Annotated in this window: 18 protein-coding genes; 8 read left to right on the plus strand and 10 right to left on the minus strand. The window is 41.3% G+C overall.

Going from position 1 to position 18,101, the window contains the following annotated elements; all coding sequences use genetic code 11:
• Positions 1-2: 2 nt before the first annotated feature.
• From A3G3_RS0106550 to A3G3_RS0106560, 3 genes are read right to left on the minus strand one after another with little or no spacing between them, the layout of a single operon-like run.
• Positions 3-791 carry an ABC transporter permease gene (locus tag A3G3_RS0106550; protein ID WP_019519743.1) on the minus strand — a complete coding sequence of 263 codons (789 nt, stop codon included), beginning with the start codon at positions 789-791 and terminating at the stop codon, positions 3-5.
• An 8-nt stretch (positions 792-799) separates the two neighbouring features.
• Positions 800-1,747 (minus strand): ABC transporter permease, encoded by a 948-nt coding sequence (locus tag A3G3_RS0106555; protein ID WP_019519744.1) that lies wholly within the window; start codon positions 1,745-1,747, stop codon positions 800-802.
• A 4-nt stretch (positions 1,748-1,751) separates the two neighbouring features.
• The gene (locus A3G3_RS0106560; RefSeq protein WP_019519745.1) at positions 1,752-3,341 is read right to left on the minus strand and encodes an ABC transporter substrate-binding protein; all 1,590 of its coding nucleotides are present in this window, start codon (positions 3,339-3,341) and stop codon (positions 1,752-1,754) included.
• Between the two features lie 173 nt (positions 3,342-3,514).
• Between A3G3_RS0106560 and A3G3_RS0106565 the strand changes: the two genes are divergently transcribed.
• From A3G3_RS0106565 to hemH, 3 genes are read left to right on the plus strand one after another with little or no spacing between them, the layout of a single operon-like run.
• The gene (locus A3G3_RS0106565; protein WP_156802122.1) at positions 3,515-3,733 is read left to right on the plus strand and encodes a hypothetical protein; all 219 of its coding nucleotides are present in this window, start codon (positions 3,515-3,517) and stop codon (positions 3,731-3,733) included.
• Between the two features lie 2 nt (positions 3,734-3,735).
• The gene (locus tag A3G3_RS0106570; protein ID WP_040631392.1) at positions 3,736-4,101 is read left to right on the plus strand and encodes a PIN domain-containing protein; all 366 of its coding nucleotides are present in this window, start codon (positions 3,736-3,738) and stop codon (positions 4,099-4,101) included.
• Complete coding sequence (gene hemH, locus A3G3_RS0106575) at positions 4,098-5,132, plus strand: ferrochelatase (RefSeq protein ID WP_019519748.1); 1,035 nt, start codon at positions 4,098-4,100, stop codon at positions 5,130-5,132. Before A3G3_RS0106570 ends, hemH begins: the two co-directional genes overlap by 4 nt.
• A gap of 28 nt (positions 5,133-5,160) precedes the next feature.
• On the opposite strand, the gene A3G3_RS0106580 is transcribed toward hemH, so the two are convergent.
• Positions 5,161-6,453, minus strand: coding sequence for a hemolysin family protein (locus A3G3_RS0106580; protein WP_407635256.1), 1,293 nt, complete (start codon positions 6,451-6,453; stop codon positions 5,161-5,163).
• Between the two features lie 119 nt (positions 6,454-6,572).
• A complete protein-coding gene (locus tag A3G3_RS0106585; protein WP_019519750.1) occupies positions 6,573-7,370 on the minus strand; it encodes a cytochrome C assembly family protein in 798 nt (265 codons plus the stop codon).
• A 164-nt stretch (positions 7,371-7,534) separates the two neighbouring features.
• On the opposite strand from A3G3_RS0106585, the gene ffh reads away from it, so the two are divergent.
• Complete coding sequence (ffh, locus tag A3G3_RS0106590; protein WP_019519751.1) at positions 7,535-9,031, plus strand: signal recognition particle protein; 1,497 nt, start codon at positions 7,535-7,537, stop codon at positions 9,029-9,031.
• 251 nt (positions 9,032-9,282) lie between these two features.
• Here ffh and A3G3_RS0106600 read toward each other — a convergent pair whose 3' ends face one another.
• The 4 genes from A3G3_RS0106600 to A3G3_RS0106615 form a co-directional block, all read right to left on the minus strand.
• Entirely contained in the window at positions 9,283-10,284 is a 1,002-nt protein-coding gene (locus A3G3_RS0106600) for a bile acid:sodium symporter family protein (RefSeq protein WP_019519753.1), read from the minus strand.
• A 112-nt stretch (positions 10,285-10,396) separates the two neighbouring features.
• The gene (locus tag A3G3_RS0106605) at positions 10,397-10,885 is read right to left on the minus strand and encodes a flavin reductase (RefSeq protein ID WP_019519754.1); all 489 of its coding nucleotides are present in this window, start codon (positions 10,883-10,885) and stop codon (positions 10,397-10,399) included.
• Between the two features lie 15 nt (positions 10,886-10,900).
• The gene (locus A3G3_RS0106610) at positions 10,901-11,950 is read right to left on the minus strand and encodes a methionine synthase (RefSeq protein ID WP_019519755.1); all 1,050 of its coding nucleotides are present in this window, start codon (positions 11,948-11,950) and stop codon (positions 10,901-10,903) included.
• A gap of 137 nt (positions 11,951-12,087) precedes the next feature.
• Positions 12,088-13,065: a DUF1852 domain-containing protein gene (locus tag A3G3_RS0106615; RefSeq protein WP_019519756.1), complete on the minus strand. Its 978-nt coding sequence runs from the start codon at positions 13,063-13,065 to the stop codon at positions 12,088-12,090.
• Between the two features lie 305 nt (positions 13,066-13,370).
• On the opposite strand from A3G3_RS0106615, the gene A3G3_RS0106620 reads away from it, so the two are divergent.
• From A3G3_RS0106620 to pepD, 4 genes are all read left to right on the plus strand, one after another.
• Positions 13,371-13,940, plus strand: a complete 570-nt coding sequence (locus A3G3_RS0106620; RefSeq protein ID WP_019519757.1) for a YceI family protein — start codon at positions 13,371-13,373, stop codon at positions 13,938-13,940.
• Between the two features lie 200 nt (positions 13,941-14,140).
• The gene (locus A3G3_RS0106625) at positions 14,141-14,764 is read left to right on the plus strand and encodes a PH domain-containing protein (protein ID WP_019519758.1); all 624 of its coding nucleotides are present in this window, start codon (positions 14,141-14,143) and stop codon (positions 14,762-14,764) included.
• Positions 14,765-14,947: 183 nt separating this feature from the next.
• On the plus strand, positions 14,948-16,279 hold the full coding sequence (locus A3G3_RS0106630) for a homoserine dehydrogenase (protein WP_019519759.1): 1,332 nt from the start codon (positions 14,948-14,950) through the stop codon (positions 16,277-16,279).
• Positions 16,280-16,290: 11 nt separating this feature from the next.
• On the plus strand, positions 16,291-17,778 hold the full coding sequence (gene pepD / locus A3G3_RS0106635; protein WP_019519760.1) for a beta-Ala-His dipeptidase: 1,488 nt from the start codon (positions 16,291-16,293) through the stop codon (positions 17,776-17,778).
• Positions 17,779-17,899: 121 nt separating this feature from the next.
• Here pepD and tnpA read toward each other — a convergent pair.
• Positions 17,900-18,101: IS200/IS605 family transposase (tnpA, locus tag A3G3_RS14265; protein ID WP_019519761.1), on the minus strand; the 202-nt coding region annotated here is incomplete at its 5' end.

The following is an 18,101-nucleotide window of genomic DNA, read 5'->3' on the forward strand; positions in this document are numbered from 1 at the left end:
GTTTATTTTACCTGACCTGATAGCAGTTGAAAACTTAACACCAACAAAAACACGGCAATAATCGGCTGTGCAAAAATCATTGGTGCTTCATAATAATATGGAAATAACTCCGTCATCATTAAGCCAAGCTCGGCTGTGGGTGGGCGTAATCCCACATTGACAAAGCCCAAAGTTGCCAAAGCTAACACCGCATTGCCTGCACTAAACGCACTTAAGGTCATCATCACTGGGGCAAGTTTTGGTAAAAAATGGCGTTTCACACAATACCAAAAATCCATGCCCATCAGCCGTGAGCTTTCTATTTCTGGGCTTTTGGCAAGGGTTTTGCTAATGGCTCGTGTCATGCGAAAAAACTCCACCCACATCACCAGCGAAATACCCAAATATAACGCCAAAAATGAATTGGGAGCGATAGAAGCAAACAATAAAATAAACAAAAGTCCGGGCAATGCCATAATCATATCGCACAAAAAACCCAAAACTTTGTCAAACATTCCGCCAAAATACCCTGCAATAATGCCCGTTATCAGCCCTGACACCAGTGAACACAACACCGAAATCACAATCAGCGAAAAGGATAAACGAATGGCGGAAGCAAGCCGTGAAAGCATATCTCGCCCAAAATGGTCTGTGCCAAACCAATATTTTGGCGAGCTTGCCTGCAAGGTTGCGTTGAGATGTTGCAAATTTTCATCGGTCGGATAATAAAATGGCTGTAAATAAGCGAATGCCAGTAAAACTGTTAAAATTATCAGTCCAAGCCATTGCGATTTTTTAAATTGTTTTAACATAAAAATCCTTACACCGCCTGATGGGTATCGCCAATGCGTGGGTCTATCATCGCATTTAACATATCCACCAAAGTATTTAACAACACAAACAGCCCACCCATCACCAATGCCGTGCCTTGTATCATCGGCACATCACGGGCAATCACCGCATGAACCAAAGCATGACCAGAACCCGGCCAAGCAAACAACGACTCTACCACGACCACGCCTTCAATCAAATAAATCAACTGCACCGAATGATACGCCAAAATCGGAATGGCAACATTGCGTAACCCATGCCTTGTAAACGTGCGAAACTTGTCCAAGCCTTTTAAACGTGAAAACTCATAATACGACATATTTTGCACATCCGCCATCGCATGACGGCTGACACGCACCGACACCACCGACAACCCCAACGCCAACGTCAAAGCAGGCAAAATAAAATGATACCACTCGCCATAACCTGCCACAGGTAACCATTTTAGCCATACCGCAAACAGCATCATCAGCAAAATACCAATGATAAAAGACGGCATAGACCGCACCACCGTACTCACCACCAAGCTCAAACGGTCAAAAAAACCGTTCGGTTTTTGGGCAATCAACAAGCCAAGCGGTGGACCAATCAACAATGATATTAACAACGCCACCAACGCCAGCGACAACGTATGCCCAAACTGATGAGCAATCTCTGTCCACACACGCTCACCACTCACCAAAGAATTGCCCAAATTCAACTGAGCCAAATCGCCAAGCCACGAGCCATAGGCTTGCCACCAAGGTTTATCCAAATCTAGCTCTTGACGTACCAACTCGGCAGATGTTGCATTGGTCTGGTCGTAGCCATAACGACTGGCAGCAATACGATACGCCATATCGCCTGACAAACTTCGCATCAACACAAAAGTGAGCGTTCCCACCGACCACATCACTAAAATCAGCTGAATAAATCTAGCGAATAATAACTTTAACATAAGCTTACCAAGATAGTTTATTCAAACGGAAATGACGCTCAAATGGGTCTATTTCCAAGCCTTTTAATGACTTACCAACAGCCACATTCTGCTGATAATACAATACAGGGGTTACAGGGCGTTCGTCTACCAAGATTTGGGCGACTTTTTGTTTTAAGGCTTTTGATTCTGGATTATCACTCGTCATACGATTTAATTTTTCTAACGAATCTATCAAATCTGCGTTATGCCAGTTCATCGCCCCCCAGTCTGCCCCTTCTGCAGAAAAATCTTCCATTAAAGCCCCAAGTGGGTCAGGAATTAAGCCGTAATTGCGTGCGTACAATGCCATTTGCAATGTGCCATTTTGGTGCGAAGCAGGAATATCAGAAAAATTACCCACCGCAACATCAACGTCTATACCAACCTGTTTCCACTGATTTTGCAAGGCGGTGGCAATAATCGGTAATTCTGGACGGTCAGAAAAGGTTTTTAAGCTAAATTTAAAGGGCTTTCCGTCTTTGATTAACATACCCTTGGCATCTTGCTGATAGCCAAGATTGATAAATTGTTGCTTGATTGCGGGATAATCTGGTGCTTGAGACTCAGTTTTCACTTGCCAATCGTGAAAAATTGGTGGCAAAATCTGTTCTGCCATACCGTCTTTGATATTTAACACCGCCTCGGCAATGCCTTGTCTGTCAATGGCTTGCGACATTAATTGACGTACTTTGACATCGGTAAATAGCGGGTCTTTGGCATTGACTTTAAACTGAATAGTACGGGCGATAGACTGCGATAATACTTGGATATTTGGGTCGGCTTGTAGGCGTTTGACACTGGCAGAATCAAGGTTGTAAACCAGATAATTGGGCTTACTTTGTGCCAACAGGGTGCGTGTTTCGCTACGGCTGTTGGCAAGGTAAGTTACGTTTTTGATTTTGGCTTTTTCACCCCAGTAATGTTCAAATGCCACCTGTTCCATTTTTTGCGGTGGCTCTATTTTGGTTGCCTTGTACGCCCCTGTAGCGATAAGTTTTTTCACATTATTTTTGTCATCAAAGGCAGATTTTGCCAAAATAATACTGGTAGAATGTGCCAAATAAGCAGGAAAATTCGTTAAAGGTTTTTTTAACACAAACTGCACCGTCATCGGGTCAATTTTGTTCACCTTTTCAATATTGGCTTTTTCCAGTGCGGTCGGTTTGCTCAATGCCACATTTAAACTTTGCACCACGTTATCGGCGGTAAAATCGCTATTGTCATGGAATTTGACATTTTCACGCAGGCTAAACGTCCACGTCTTGCCGTTGTCATCGGATTGCCATTTGCTTGCCAAGCCTGCCACAAGCTTGCCCTGATTGTCCACTTCAACCAAGGTTTCAGCAATCCCCAATCGCTGAAACAAAAAACCTGATTTACTGGGGTCTTCGGACGTGATTTCCCAAGGCGTCACCACGATAAGCTCGTCATGTTGCTCATGGCTGTGGTCGTGTCCGTCATGATTGTGTCCGTCATGATTATGGGCTTTTGTTTGCTCTGGTGTACGGTTTATCATCACCACAACCGCACCCAAAATCGCCAAAATCACCGCAAGTGGGGCAAATTTTTTCATACCAAATTTTCCTATTATCAAAGTTACGTTATATTATAACAAAGTTGCTCACTATAGCAAAAATGTTAATAAATTGCATTAAAAATTTCTATCATCAAAAATTTTTATCAAGCTAGGATTTGTGCTATGATAAGGCAAATTTTATCAAAACTGGCAAATTACGGAGAAAAATGATGATAATGTTAGAATTACCACCACAATTAGAACAACAAATTATCGTTCAAGCTGAGCAACAAAATTTGAGTATTCAAGCTTATATTTTGTCAAAATTGACCCCAAAAAACGAACAAAAATCTGAAACTTTAAGCGAAGTTTTTGCCAATGTTCAACTCACCAATATGCAAGGCGACCCTGTTGCTATTCAACAAACATTGCGTGATGAATGGGCGTAATAATGCAAAGAAAATATTTATTAGACACCTGTTTTATTTTAGGTTTGATTAACAAAAATGAAAAGGCATTACAAAGTTTTGGTAACATCTCTGTAAATAGCTGTTTTATCAGTGTGATTAATCGGATTGAATTGCTTGGATTTGCTCATGCAAATGAACAAGAAGAGCATAGTATTGTTGTTGCTTTGTCAAAAATTCATTGCTTACGATTATCAGAAGATGTGGAAAACAAAACCATTGAACTTCGCAAACGGCATAAAATCAAATTGCCTGATGCCATTGTATTGGCGACGAGTCTGGTATATGATTTAGAACTTTTAACCCTTGATAGCAAATTGGCAAAACTTTATCAACAGGAAACGCAATGAAACCACAATCCGCCCCAAAAATCGCTGTCGTTCTTGTCAATCTTGGCACGCCCGATGCACCGACCACCCAAGCAGTCAAAAGCTATTTACGCCAGTTTTTATCCGACCAACGTGTGATAGAAATCCCAAAATTTGTTTGGCAAATTATCCTAAACCTGTTTGTGCTAACCACTCGCCCGCCCAAAGTTGCTCACGCTTATCAAAGCATTTGGCAAGATGGTTCACCGTTACGCAACATCGCCTTTGAACAGACCAAACTGTTACAACAACGTTTTGATAATGAGAAAAACAATGATTTATTAGCAGGATTTGATATTCAAGTATTTACAGGTATGACCTATTGCGAACCTGCCTTAAAAGATGTTTTAACTAAAATAAACAACGAAAAATTTGAACAAATCGTCATTTTACCGCTGTATCCGCAATATTCGGCAACCACGACAGGGGCGGTGTTTGATGTGATAGCACGTTGGGGCATGAAAGAGCGAAATTTGCCTGCGATAAGTTTTGTGAAAGATTATTTTGCAAATCCATTATATATTAAGGCATTGGCAGAAAGTATTCGCACTTTTCAAGCCACGCATGGCAAGCCTGAAAAGCTGTTAATGAGTTTTCACGGTATTCCACAACCTTATGCCGATAAAGGCGACCCCTACGCAAGCCGTTGTCGCTGTACGGCAGGGCATTTGGCAAAAGAGCTTGGCTTACATGATGATGAGTGGCTGTGCAGTTTTCAGTCTCGTTTTGGTAAACAAGAATGGGTAAAACCCTATACCGATGCGACTTTGACCGAGTGGGGCAAACAGGGCGTGAAGTCAGTTCAGGTGATTAGCCCTGCGTTTTCGGCGGATTGTTTGGAGACGTTGGAAGAGCTTGCGGTGGAAAATCGGGATATCTTCCAGTCTAATGGCGGTGGTGAGTATCATTATATTCCTGCGTTAAATAGCCAAAGTTTACATATTGATTTGATTTGGCAGTTGGTGTTACCGCACGTTTTGGCACATAAGGATAATAAGGCAAATTGGGTTTAAGGCTTTACCAAAAACACAACCGTTTTTATCATTCCAAAATCTCTTTGACATCCACAGGTAATTTGGTGACTAATAATTGGTCAATTTTGTGATGGTCAATATCGACCACTTCAAATTTGTAGCCTTCATGCTCCACAAAATCTGCAGGGCGAGGGATTTTTCGTAGCTTAAACATCATAAAGCCTGCAATGGTTTCATAATTATCCCAATCAGGGAAATTTTCAATATTTAAAGCGTGCATCACATCTTCAATCGGTGTAATGCCGTCAATCAGCCACGATTGCTCATCACGTTGGATAATGTTTTGTTCATCTTCCATCGGCGTGACCCAATCGCCCATCACCGTCATCATGATATCCGACAGCGTAATCACACCCACTACTAACGCGTATTCATTCATCACCACCGCAAATTTTTCTTTACTTGAGCGAAAACGGTCTAATAATTCCGACAACGTCAAGGTATCAGGCACGATTAACACGTTGCGAATGGTGGTTTCATTGAGCTGAATTTGGCTTTGATTATTCATCAATTTTACTAAAATATCTTTGGTATCAACATAACCAATCACTTGGTCAATCGTGCCATTACATACCAAAAATTTTGAGTAAGGATAATCCGCAATTTTTTGACGAATACTGTCTGCTGACTCACCAAGGGTAAAAAACACCACATCTTCGCGCACCGTCATACCTGACGGCACGGTGCGTTCTTCTAGTTCAAATACATTTTCAATAAAATGTTGCTCTTGTTGTAACACCACGCCCGCCTCAGCACCTGCATCCATGATTGCTGATACATCGTCAAAGGTAATATTTTCTTCACGGGTGGTATTGACCTTAAAAATACGAAAAATCAGATTTGCCAAGCCATTGATAATCCATGCCAGTGGTTTACACAGCTTAATCACCCACAACACAGGGGTAATTACCGCAAGCGATGCTTTTTCAGGATTAATCATTGCCAAACGTTTTGGGATTAAATCGGCAAACAAAATAAATAGCAATGTCACGACCAAAAAAGAGGCAAAAAACGCCATATTTTCTAGCCATGCTCCTTGATAAAATTTTGCAAAAAATGCCTGAAAGTACGGACGTAACGCCGATTCACCGACAGAACCGCCCAAAATTGCCACCGCATTTAGACCAATCTGCGATGTGGCAAAAAACTCAGCAGAATTTTCCTGTAAGTGTAAAATTTTATCGGCTCGTGTGTCGCCACTTTCGGACAAAAGTTTAAGTTTGATACGTCTTGCCCCTGCTAACGCAATCTCGGAAATTGAAAAAAAACTTGACGTCAAAATTAACGCCAAAATAATCATCGAAGTTTCAAATAAATTCACATGACACCTATAAGTCAATCTTTATCATACAATAACACAATTTTACAAAAAGTCGCTTTAATTTTTGTTAACTTTGGTTGGCTAGTGCGTATTTTTGCTCATTTATTCAAAATGATTTCAAGTACAAATTTTGTCCCAATAAAGGCAATTCCAAGCAATCCCACGCCATACAGCGTCATATTACTGGCTTTTACGCCACGCCAACCATACCGCCAATGCCCAAATAATAACGCCCCAAACACCAGCCACGACAGCACGCTAAACACGCTTTTGTGTGCCAAATGTTGCTCCAACAAATCATGCGTATCCATAAACCCAAGTCCAAGCGAAATAGACAACAGCACAAATCCGAGTGTTATCATATCAAACAGCAGGTTTTCCATATCTTGCAAGGCAGGTAATTTTGCCACCCAAACACGGTGAATGGTCTGATGTTTTAATTCACGAATTTGCAAACGAAGCATCACCGCTTGTACTGCTGACATAAACAAAATGGAATATGCCCCCAATGCCAACAAAATATGCCCTTGCAAAATCCCACTCATTTGGGTCAATGGCTGATACGGAGCATTGCCAAAATAACCAATCAACACCCCAACCAATGCCAACGGCGTCGCCAAAATCCCAAATGGCAAAATTGCCCGATACCAACTAAACCCCCAATAAAACAACAACATAAACAAACTGGTCAACGAAATCATGTTAAATAAATTAAAATTTAAGCCGTATAAGGTCATGATTTTGGGGTAAAGTGTCCCTGCGTGTGCCAACAAGCCTACTGCCAAGAACCCAAGCGTCATCCCTTTGTGAATGGGTTTTTGCAAACTTAACGCCCACATCAGATAAACACTGGTTAACAAATAACACACAAGCGATAAAATTAGCAGTAAAAACACGAATTTTTCCCCAAAATAGTTTGATTGTGTTAAAATCTTATTATTTTAACAAATTTCAACGAAATAATCGGCTATTTTATCAGTATTTTGTTAGCAGTTTGACAAAATTTCGCATAAAATATCGTTATTATTTTTAACAGACAGATAACATACAGAGAACGCTCATGTTTGAAACTTTAACCGAACGCTTATCAACCAGTCTGCGTAACGTGGCAGGCACAGGACAGCTAACCGAAGATAATATCAAAGACACCTTGCGTGAGGTGCGTATGGCACTTTTAGAAGCGGACGTGGCATTGCCAATCGCCCGTGATTTTGTGGCTCGTGTCAAAGACAAAGCCCTTGGGCAAGAAGTGCTAAAAGAATTGCAACCAGGGCAAGCCTTTGTCAAAATCGTGTATGATGAGCTGACCGAAATGATGGGTAGCGAAAACCAACAGCTTGAATTAACAGGCAAACCGCCTGTGATTTACCTGATGGCAGGCTTGCAAGGGGCGGGAAAAACCACCACCACAGGTAAATTAGCAAAATATTTACAAGACCGTCATAACAAAAAAGTCATGCTCGTGTCAGCGGATGTGTACCGACCTGCCGCGATTAAACAGCTTGAACAAGTTGCGGAGCAAGTCGGAGCGAGTTTTGTGGCATCGCACGCCGATGAAAATCCGATTGACATTGCCAAACGTGCCATTGAACAAGCCAAAATCCAATATCAAGACGTGTTAATCATTGACACGGCAGGGCGTTTGCACGTTGACAACGAAATGATGGACGAAATCAAAGCCCTAACCGCCGAAGTCAATCCAACAGAAACGCTATTTGTCGTGGACTCGATGACAGGGCAAGATGCGGCGAATACCGCCAAAGCCTTTAATGATGCCTTGCCATTGACAGGCGTGATTTTGACCAAAACTGACGGTGATGCTCGTGGTGGTGCGGCGTTGTCGGTGCGTGCGATTACAGGCAAGCCGATTAAATTTTTGGGTCGTGGTGAAAAACTAGAAGCCTTAGAACCGTTCCACCCAGAACGGGTCGCACAGCGGATTTTGGGTATGGGCGATGTGTTAAGTTTGGTTGAAGAAGTTGAAAACAAAATTGACCGTGAAAAAGCCGAACGCATGGCGAAAAAAATCCAAAAAGGCGGTGAGTTTGACCTTGAAGATTTATTGACCCAGTTCCAGCAAATGCGTAATTTGGGCGGTATGGCAGGTTTTCTTGACAAAATGCCAGGCATGAGCGGTGCAGACATCCAAAAAGCGGTGCAAGAAGCCAAACCTGAAGAAAAGGTAAAAGAAATGGAAGCTTTAATTCATTCAATGACACCTTTTGAACGTCAAAATCCTGATAAAATCAACCCAAGCCGTAAACGTCGTATCGCTGACGGCTCAGGTAAAACGGTGCAAGACGTGAATGCCTTGTTAAAACAACACAAACAAATGGCAAAAATGATGAAAATGCTATCTGACCCATCAGGTATCAGCAAAATGATGCGTGCAGTACAAGGCTTAACCAAAGGTATGAGCGGTGGCGGTGGTCCCTTGTTTGGCGGTAATCAAGCTGAGCAACAACCTGCCCCTGTCATGGGACAAAGCATTGATGTTAACAGTGTTAATGCGAATTTGGCAAACCAACCAGCTCCAAAATTTAAAACACGGTTTTAGAACCTGTATTCACAACCTTACGCAGTTGATTGTCACTTTGTAAAATAAAATAACAGTTTGCTTTTGCATAAAAACTGGCTAAATCTTGCTTTTCTGCGTCAAAAACTTGTTTGATAGAATGACTATCAACCTGCGTTTTTTCCTTGAAAAGCGGGCGATTTATTGTATTTTTCATTGCAAAAACGTTATGAATACAGGCTCTTAAAATTTTGGCTAATCATAAAAAAGCGTATCAGTGGGATACGCTTTTTTTACGCATCATTTTTGTCATGTCCAAGACTATCATTGGCAAAGCGACTGGCTAAAATACCACAAACAATCAGCTGAATTTGATGAAACAGCATAAGTGGTAAAATTAATAAGCCGTACGGTTGCCCCGCAAATAAAATTTTTGCCATTGGCACGCCACTAGCAAGTGTTTTTTTAGAGCCACAAAATAAAATGGTGGTTTGGTCGGCACGATTAAAGCCCAATTTTTTGCCAGAAAAATGTAAAAGCACCATAACGCTAAAGAGTAAAACCATGCAAATTACAATCAGATAGACCAACACCTGCCACGACACTTGTCGCCAAATACCTTCTATAACCGCTGCACTAAACGCTGAATACACCACCATTAAAATTGAGCCTTGATCCACCATTTTGACAATTTTGGCGTTGTTTTTTAAAAAATTTTTCATTTTATTTCTGGCTAATTGCCCAAGCACAAACGGTACAAGTAACAAAAAAATGATTTTTAGCATCACGCCTAACCCCACATCATTGGCAACGTTATTGGCATGAAGATTTTGGCTTAAAAATAACCCAACCAAAAGTGGTGTTAAAAATATGCCGATGATGTTGGACGCCGATGCACTACATACCGCCCCTGCAACGTTGCCCTTAGCGACCGACACAAAAGCAATGGACGATTGCACCGTGGACGGTAATAAGCACAAATACAAAAATCCAAGAGATAACTCATGACCAACTAACGGCGTGATGAGTGGTTTGATAAATAAACCCAAAATAGGATATAGCACAAAGGTACTGGCAAAAATCATGGCGTGCAATCGCCAATGCGTAATCCCTTCAATGACAGCTTCTCTGGATAATTTTGCTCCGTGCAAAAAAAACAGCAAAGCGATGGCAAAATCGGTCAAATGGCTAAAAATAACCGCAGGCTGTCCTGCAATTGGCAAAATGCTTGCCACCACAACCATTAGCATGATAAGCAGGCTAAAATTGTCGGGTAAATATTTGGGTCGGGCCATAAAATGCACTCAATACTTGTAGTGATTGGGTAAGGCTTATATTTAGAATGCTAGTAATAAAATACAAGGGTGAGTAATGCCCACCCTTGTATTTATAAGATTAATAAAAGGTTTAAAAAACCTTGTGGTATTTGCGATTAAAGTAAACCAAGCCCTTTTTCTCATGTGTCTCATCGCCGTGTTGATAAATCGCTACAATCTTACACATAAAAATCCCATGCGTGCCAACGGTGCTAACCTCATCAATGACACAATCAAAACTCACCAAAGCATTGGTTAAAATTGGCGAGCCTGTGACAAGGCTTGTCCATTGTGCTTGGGCAAAACGTTCAGCTGATGTCAGACGAGAAGCAAAAGTGTTGGATAGCTCTTCATGAAATTCCGATAACACATTAACCGCCAAAATTTTGTTTTTGGTAAAATATGGATACGAAAATGACCCACTATTCATGCACACAAGTAAGGTCGGCGGTGTATCGGTAACACTGCACACCGCCGATGCGGTAAAGCCGTGCTGACCGTCATCCCCTTGTGTGGTAACGACACTGACCGCACTTGACAGTAGTGACATGGCGTTTTTAAAATCGGTAACATCAACCATTTTTTTATCCAATTATTATGAGCGACTTGCCAAAATTTCGTTGCGGACGATGGATGCCCCTTGTACCAAAGCGTGCAACTTGCCACGAGCCACCGTGCGAGATAAAGGTGTCATACCGCAGTTGGTTGATGGGTATAGTTTGTCCGCATCAACAAACTGTAAGGCACGACGCAAGGTATCAGCAACTTGCTCTGGTGTTTCAATGGTGCTAGTTGCCACGTCAATCGCTCCAACCATTACTTTTTTACCACGAATTAACTCAATCAAATCCATTGGCACGTGTGAGTTTTGGCATTCTAGTGAAACGATATCAATCTTTGATGCTTGTAATTTTGGGAAGCTCTCTTCGTATTGTCGCCATTCATTGCCAAGCGTTTTTTTCCAATCGGTATTGGCTTTAATACCATAACCATAGCAAATATGCACCGCTGTTTCGCATTTTAAGCCTTCAATGGCACGCTCCAAGGTTGCCACGCCCCAGTCGTTGACTTCATCAAAAAACACATTAAAGGCAGGTTCGTCAAACTGGATAATATCCACACCCACCGCTTCAAGTTCTTTGGCTTCTTCGTTTAGGATTTTGGCAAATTCCCACGCCAATTTTTCACGGCTTTTGTAATGACCGTCATACAGCGTGTCAATCATCGTCATAGGACCTGGCAACGCCCATTTAATGGGACGGTCGGTATGTTCACGCAAAAACTTGGCATCATCTACAAAAACCGCTTTTGGACGGCTGACAGCCCCAACCACGCTTGGCACGGATGCATCATAGCGATTGCGGATTTTGACAGTTTCTCGCTGATTAAAATCCACACCGTCCAAATGCTCAATAAAGGTAGTCACAAAATGCTGGCGAGTCTGTTCGCCGTCGCTAACAATATCAATGCCAGCTTGGGCTTGTTCGGCAAGTGAGACAAGCAGGGCATCTTGTTTGGCTTGCTTTAAGTCATCGCCTGATAGTTTCCATTCTGACCACAATTTTTCAGGCTCGGCAATCCAAGACGGCTTTGGCAAACTACCAGCCGTTGAGGTAGGTAATAGTGTGTGAACTTGATTTGACATAAATTTTCCTTTAAAAAAATGCGTTGGGTCATACCCACTTTTTAAAATTTTAATTGTATCATATTGTGACGACAGGTTTTAAAATTTTAACACAATAAGGCGGGCAATGCCCACCTTAAGCTAGGTTACATTAAACGTTACAATATTTCGGTATTTGCCCATTTTGCCAAAATTTCACGATGCGGTTTGATAAAATGCTCACCTGCAAACTGCCCTTGCTTAATGGCTAATTGCGTACGTTCTTCTCGGTCGTACTCAATTTTAGTCAATGAGTAATCTTGATAATTTAGGCTTGGCTGATAAATTTTCCCTGCAACTGAATTGGCGTTATAAATTTCTGGACGATAGATTTTTTGAAATGTTTCCATGGTCGCAATCGTACTAATAAGCTCAAGATTGCTGTAATCATTTAACAAATCACCCTTAAAATAAAACACATACGGTGCAACGGATTTTGGTGGCATAAAATAACGCACGCTCATACCCATTTTGGCAAAATATTCATCGGTTAATGAATAGGCCTCTTGGGTGTATTCCTGCCCCAGAATTGGGTGGTAATTGCAGGTTTGCTGATAAATACGGGTGTTAGAGACGCTCAAACAAAATACAGGTGGCTTATCAAAATGTTCCCCATAAACCTCCGACTGCAACAATAAATCAAACAACTTACCGTGCAACTCTCCATAATTTGCAGGCGTGCCAAAACTTTGTTTGTCTTTGTTGTGATTTAATAGCAATACACTAAAATCATAATCACGCACATAAGATGAGTAGTTATTACCAACGATGCCATCAATGCGTTTGCCAGTTTGTTGGTCAATCACATAAGTTTTTAGCATTTCAATAGCAGGAAATGGCTCATCCACACCATCAATCAAAAAGTCTGCCGACACAATATCAAGCTCAACCAAGTAACGGTCACCGTTTGGGTTATCCCAATGGGCTAAATCGTTAAAGCGATTATTAATCATGGTGATGGTGTTTTGTAGGTTTTTTTGGCGGTTGTCGCCACGAGCCAAGTTAGCAAAATTGGTCGTCAAGCGTGTGCTGTGGGCTGGCTCATAATTTTCATCAAAGCGATGTGTCTTAATGGTGTAATGAAAGGGTGCAGTCATAGTAAATACCTCTTTTAAATAATTGAGCGTATTGTAGCCGATTTTTTAGATGAATAAAAACGAATTATTTTAAAAAAAACATGAATTTTATTCATTTTACGATTGGGGTATCGTTTGTGTTTATTTTATTGCAAAAATATTCAAATACAGGTTTTTACAATCTGATAAATAATTGTTACACAATTTTAATAGGAATATGCTAATATTTAAAAACCTTAACATTCCTGTGCTTTTGTTAAATTTTACTTCATAATCTTTGATAAGAATCACAGCTTTTCTTACGCTTTTTATTAATAGGAAAAATCATGAAATTGATGCAAATTATGTTGGCAGCTACTTTCGCATTCACAGGCGTTTCTGCGGTGGCAAGCACTTATATTATTGACCCATCGCATACCCACGCACGTTTTGCGATTGGACACATGGGAACGAGTACCAATATGGGTGGTTTTTATGAGTTGACAGGTCAAGTAGAATTTGATGCCAAAGCCAAAACAGGTTTTATTGGTATCACTATTCCGACCAATAGCCTAATCATGCCAACCAAAGCCTTTACCGAACATTTAAAAAGCGATGAATTTTTTGATGTCAAACAATACCCAACTGCTTATTTTAAATCAACAAAATGGTATTTTAACGGCGACAAACCAAGCAAAATTGACGGCGAATTGACACTAAAAGGCAAAACTTTACCAGTTACTTTGACCGCAACCCAGTTTGGTTGTTATGACAATCCATTTGTCAAAGCTCAAAGCTGTGGCGGTGATTTTACTACCACGATTGACCGCACCAAGTTCGGTATTTCAGCTTATTCAGGCAAGGGTGTGCCTGACGAAGTAAAATTAAACATTCAAATTGAAGCCTACAAAAAATAATGATAAATTAATTTAAAAAAAACTCACTGCTTTAAAAAATTTGTTGTAAAAATGCCAATTTCTTTACCTTTTTTAAGGCTGGGGAATTGGTGTTTTTTTTGTCGTCTTTTATAACATGGCTGGGTTAATTTGACAATTTAGCAAAAATAACTTACAGTAAACTCAAATTTTTGCTATTTTTTTACAAAAAGGATAAAATGATGTTTAAAAGTCTAGCGTCTGATGCCTTTGGTTTAAGCGATATTGGTAAAATCATTCCACCTAATCAATTTAACCAAACCGATATTGATGATTATATTTTTCACGAAGATGATGAAAAAATTTATTTTGTGATAAAGTCTAAGACCGATGAATATTGCTTTACCAATGTGGCATTTTTGCACCTTGATGGGCAGTCAGCGACCAGCAAAAAACGTTTGCTCAAACGCTATCCTTACCGTTATTATCAGCCTGCCAATATTATGATTGAGACCGCAGGGACAATGGACTTGGACGCAGAGTTAAAATTTAGTTTGGCTGGTCAGGTGTTTTCTATTGACATTGACAAAAACCAAATTGAACAAGTGCGAGATATTTACAAGGCATTGACTGCGATTAGCGAGCGGTGCAAACGCATTGCCCACGAAGAAGCGGTGTTGGATAAGAGTTTTGACACGGTAACGCAGATGTTTGGCTTACGCACGTTACCTGAAAATGTGGTGCTAAGTTTGCCTGATATCATTAATCAAACCGTAGCTCAAGTAGAAACGGCGTATGCTGAGCGGTTGGGGGAAATTCGCCAGTATGATTTTGGCAAAGTTTTTGAACATTATTTGCACCAGTAATTTTTGACGACGTTTGTATAATTACAAAAATTGGCGGATTTTAGCAAGTATGGGAAATGTTGCAAGGCGATTGCGTTGTGATATTTCCTATTTTTTTTGCAAAAAAGTTCACAATCTTTTTGACAATGTGACATTTTTTGTTATTATTGACAGGTTATTTTTTTGGTTTTTAAGAAGATAGTTATGAATAAGCAACCTATTCGTTTGGCGGTTTTGGGGCTTGGTACGGTTGGTACTGGCGTGGTGCAGTTGTTGCAGACAAATTTTGATGAAATCAAGCGTCGCACAGGGCGTGAGATTGTGATTACTCACGTAGGGACACGACGTGAGCGTGATGATATTGACAGCAGTGTGAAACAATCGGCAGATTTGCTAAATATTGTCGCACAAGATGACGTGGATATCGTGGTGGAAGTCATGGGTGGGACGACCGTTGCCAAAGATGTGATTATTGAAGCGATTAAACAGGGTAAACACGTGGTTACCGCAAACAAGGCGTTGTTAGCAGAGCATGGCAATGAGATTTTTGCGTTGGCGGATAAACACCATGTCAAAGTGGCGTACGAAGCATCGGTGGCAGGCGGTATTCCAATTATCAAAATCGTGCGTGAAGCGTTATCTGCCAATAAAATTGATTGGTTAGCAGGGATTATCAATGGTACAGGTAACTTTATTTTGACCGAAATGCGTGATAAAGCCCGTACTTTTGAAGATGTGCTTGCCGAAGCCCAAGCATTAGGCTATGCTGAAGCTGACCCGACCTTTGACGTGGAAGGCATTGATGCTGGGCATAAGTTGACTTTGTTGGCATCAATTGCCTTTGGCATTCCGCTACAGTTTGACAAGGTATATTGCGAAGGAATCACCAAAATTACCACGCAAGATGTGAAATATGCCGAAGAGTTAGGCTATCGCATTAAACATTTAGGCTTTGCGGTACGTCGTGCGTTGCCAAATGGCGAACAAGGCATTGAATTGCGGGTGCATCCAACCTTAATCCCTGAAGACAAACTACTAGCGAATGTCAATGGGGTAAAAAATGCGGTACTCGTGGACGCTCACCCTGTGGGACAAACGTTGTATTATGGAGCAGGGGCAGGGGCAGGGGCGACGGCATCAGCCGTTATGGCAGATGTCACCGATATCGTACGAATGATGAATGATAGTGACAATCGTAACCCAAACCTTGTACCACATTTGGCATTTTTACCCCAAAATCTTAGTCATACACGGATTTTATCTGCAGATGAAATTATCTCAGGGTATTATTTACGGGTACAAGTCAAAGACGATGTTGGCGTTTTGGCAAAAATTACCCATATACTAAGCCAATTAGAAATCAGCATTGATGCGATTTTGCAAAAACCTGCTCATGAACTTGGCGAAGTGCCTGTGATTATCATGGTTGACCCTGTGATAGAAGGTAAAATGAACGAAGCGATTGCCCATATTGAAGCCTTAGATAGTGTGGTGGATAAAGTGGTGCGTATTCGTTTGGATGAATTGGTGGAATAGGGAGATAAATAATGACTGACATTCGTCAATTACAACCAGCAAATGTTTGGCAATGGTTCGCTGATATCTGTAGCGTGCCACATCCGACTTTTCACGAGCATCAATTAGCCGATTTTATTACAGATAAAGTGAAAACGGATGGACAAAAGTTTGGTTTAACCGTAGAAAAAGATGCAGTAGGTAATCTACTCATCCAAAAACCTGCTAGTCAAGGCATGGAACAGCACGCCCCTGTCGCTATCCAAGCCCACTATGACATGGTCGCCCAAAAAGGTACGGGTTCAAATCATAACTTTGAAACTGACCCAATTGAAACCGTTATTAAAGACGGTTGGGTGTGGGCGAATGATACCACGCTTGGGGCAGATAATGGGATTGGTTTGGCAATGGGATTGGCGGTGGCATTTAGTGACGATATCGCTCATCCTCCATTGCGATTGATTATCACCAGCGAAGAAGAAATCGGCATGGGTGGCGTGCAAGGCTTGTCACCTGATTGGTTACAAGTGCCTTATTTGCTTAATTTGGACTCAGAAGATAGCGGTGAATTGTTTATCGGTTGTGCAGGTGGGCGTGATATTACTTTTAGCAAAACTTATCAAACCCAAGCATTAAATTTAACCAATCAACCGTTACTGACTTTAAAAGTATCAGGCTTGCACGGTGGACACTCGGGTATTGATATTCACAAAGGGGTTGCCAATGCTAACTTGTTATTAGCACGACTGTTGTCGGTGGCGTTTCAAGCATCGCCGTTTGGCTTGGTGTCGCTCTATGGCGGAACGCTCAGAAACGTGATTACCCGAGAAGCCGAAGCAGTGTTGGTGGGTGATAAACAAGCGTTGCAAGCGGTTATTGACCAAGAAACTGCGATTATCAAACATGAATTACAATTTTCTGAAGAAAATTTAAGCATTGAACTTGTTGAAACCGATACGCAAAACAGCCAACCAACCGCTGAATTAAGCGTATTATCTGCCCATGATAGCAAACACATCATTGACTTGTTAAACGCCATTCCAAACGGTGTGATACGCATGAGTGATAGCTTTATCGGTGTGGTGGAAACCTCCATTAGCCTTGGTGTATTGCGACTAGAACAGGGCGAATTAAGCGTTAAATCGCTGATGCGGTCACTCGGTGAAAGCCAAAAAGATGCGTTGGCAAATAAAATACAAGCATTGGCGGATTTGGCTGATGTGGCGGTGGCGTTTAGTGCTGATTATCCCGGTTGGTTGCCTGACCCTAGCTCGTATTTGCTAGCAACAGGACAAACGATTATGCAGGATTATTTTGGCAAAGCCCCAAAAATCCAAGTTATTCATGCAGGGCTAGAGTGCGGATTTTTAAAGGCAAAAGCACCGAGTACCGATATGATTTCGTTTGGACCAAATATCCGATCAGCTCACTCACCCAAAGAACGTGTGGAGATTGACAGCGTGGCACAAAATTTTGAAATTTTGCTAACCTTCTTAAAGCAAATGCCGAAAGTGGCTTAAGAAGTAAAAAATCCCCTGAGTGGGGATTTTTTGGTTTTTATCCTCTGTTGCTGTAAAACCACCGACTTCAGGCGGTGGATATAAGGCAACTCCGTAACCATGCTTACGCACAGAAAGTTGTTTAATGTGGTGTATTCTGCTGTTCAATATACTGGCGGATAATCTCGATTGGAGCACCACCACAAGACCCTGCAAAATAGCTAGGCGACCACAATGCATCGCCCCATAATTGTTGCTTAATGGAGGGATATTCTTTCTTACGCAATAGCCGACTAGAAACACCTTTCAGACTATTAACTAGACTAGAAATAGCCACTTTAGGC

The organism is Moraxella boevrei DSM 14165, assembly GCF_000379845.1.
Lineage (GTDB): Bacteria > Pseudomonadota > Gammaproteobacteria > Pseudomonadales > Moraxellaceae > Faucicola > Faucicola boevrei.

What these genes read in the sequence shown, in the direction of transcription:
- A3G3_RS0106560 (WP_019519745.1), bottom strand. Translation starts at nt 3,341, where the DNA reads ATGAAAAAATTTGCCCCACTTGCGGTGATTTTGGCGATTTTGGGTGCG.
- hemH (WP_019519748.1), top strand. Translation starts at nt 4,098, where the DNA reads ATGAAACCACAATCCGCCCCAAAAATCGCTGTCGTTCTTGTCAATCTT.
- pepD (WP_019519760.1), top strand. Translation starts at nt 16,291, where the DNA reads ATGACTGACATTCGTCAATTACAACCAGCAAATGTTTGGCAATGGTTC.
- A3G3_RS0106605 (WP_019519754.1), bottom strand. Translation starts at nt 10,885, where the DNA reads ATGGTTGATGTTACCGATTTTAAAAACGCCATGTCACTACTGTCAAGT.
- A3G3_RS0106625 (WP_019519758.1), top strand. Translation starts at nt 14,141, where the DNA reads ATGTTTAAAAGTCTAGCGTCTGATGCCTTTGGTTTAAGCGATATTGGT.
- A3G3_RS0106630 (WP_019519759.1), top strand. Translation starts at nt 14,948, where the DNA reads ATGAATAAGCAACCTATTCGTTTGGCGGTTTTGGGGCTTGGTACGGTT.
- A3G3_RS0106600 (WP_019519753.1), bottom strand. Translation starts at nt 10,284, where the DNA reads ATGGCCCGACCCAAATATTTACCCGACAATTTTAGCCTGCTTATCATG.
- A3G3_RS0106610 (WP_019519755.1), bottom strand. Translation starts at nt 11,950, where the DNA reads ATGTCAAATCAAGTTCACACACTATTACCTACCTCAACGGCTGGTAGT.
- A3G3_RS0106620 (WP_019519757.1), top strand. Translation starts at nt 13,371, where the DNA reads ATGAAATTGATGCAAATTATGTTGGCAGCTACTTTCGCATTCACAGGC.
- ffh (WP_019519751.1), top strand. Translation starts at nt 7,535, where the DNA reads ATGTTTGAAACTTTAACCGAACGCTTATCAACCAGTCTGCGTAACGTG.
- A3G3_RS0106580 (WP_407635256.1), bottom strand. Translation starts at nt 6,453, where the DNA reads ATGATTATTTTGGCGTTAATTTTGACGTCAAGTTTTTTTTCAATTTCC.
- A3G3_RS0106550 (WP_019519743.1), bottom strand. Translation starts at nt 791, where the DNA reads ATGTTAAAACAATTTAAAAAATCGCAATGGCTTGGACTGATAATTTTA.
- A3G3_RS0106555 (WP_019519744.1), bottom strand. Translation starts at nt 1,747, where the DNA reads ATGTTAAAGTTATTATTCGCTAGATTTATTCAGCTGATTTTAGTGATG.
- A3G3_RS0106615 (WP_019519756.1), bottom strand. Translation starts at nt 13,065, where the DNA reads ATGACTGCACCCTTTCATTACACCATTAAGACACATCGCTTTGATGAA.
- A3G3_RS0106570 (WP_040631392.1), top strand. Translation starts at nt 3,736, where the DNA reads ATGCAAAGAAAATATTTATTAGACACCTGTTTTATTTTAGGTTTGATT.
- A3G3_RS0106565 (WP_156802122.1), top strand. Translation starts at nt 3,515, where the DNA reads ATGATAATGTTAGAATTACCACCACAATTAGAACAACAAATTATCGTT.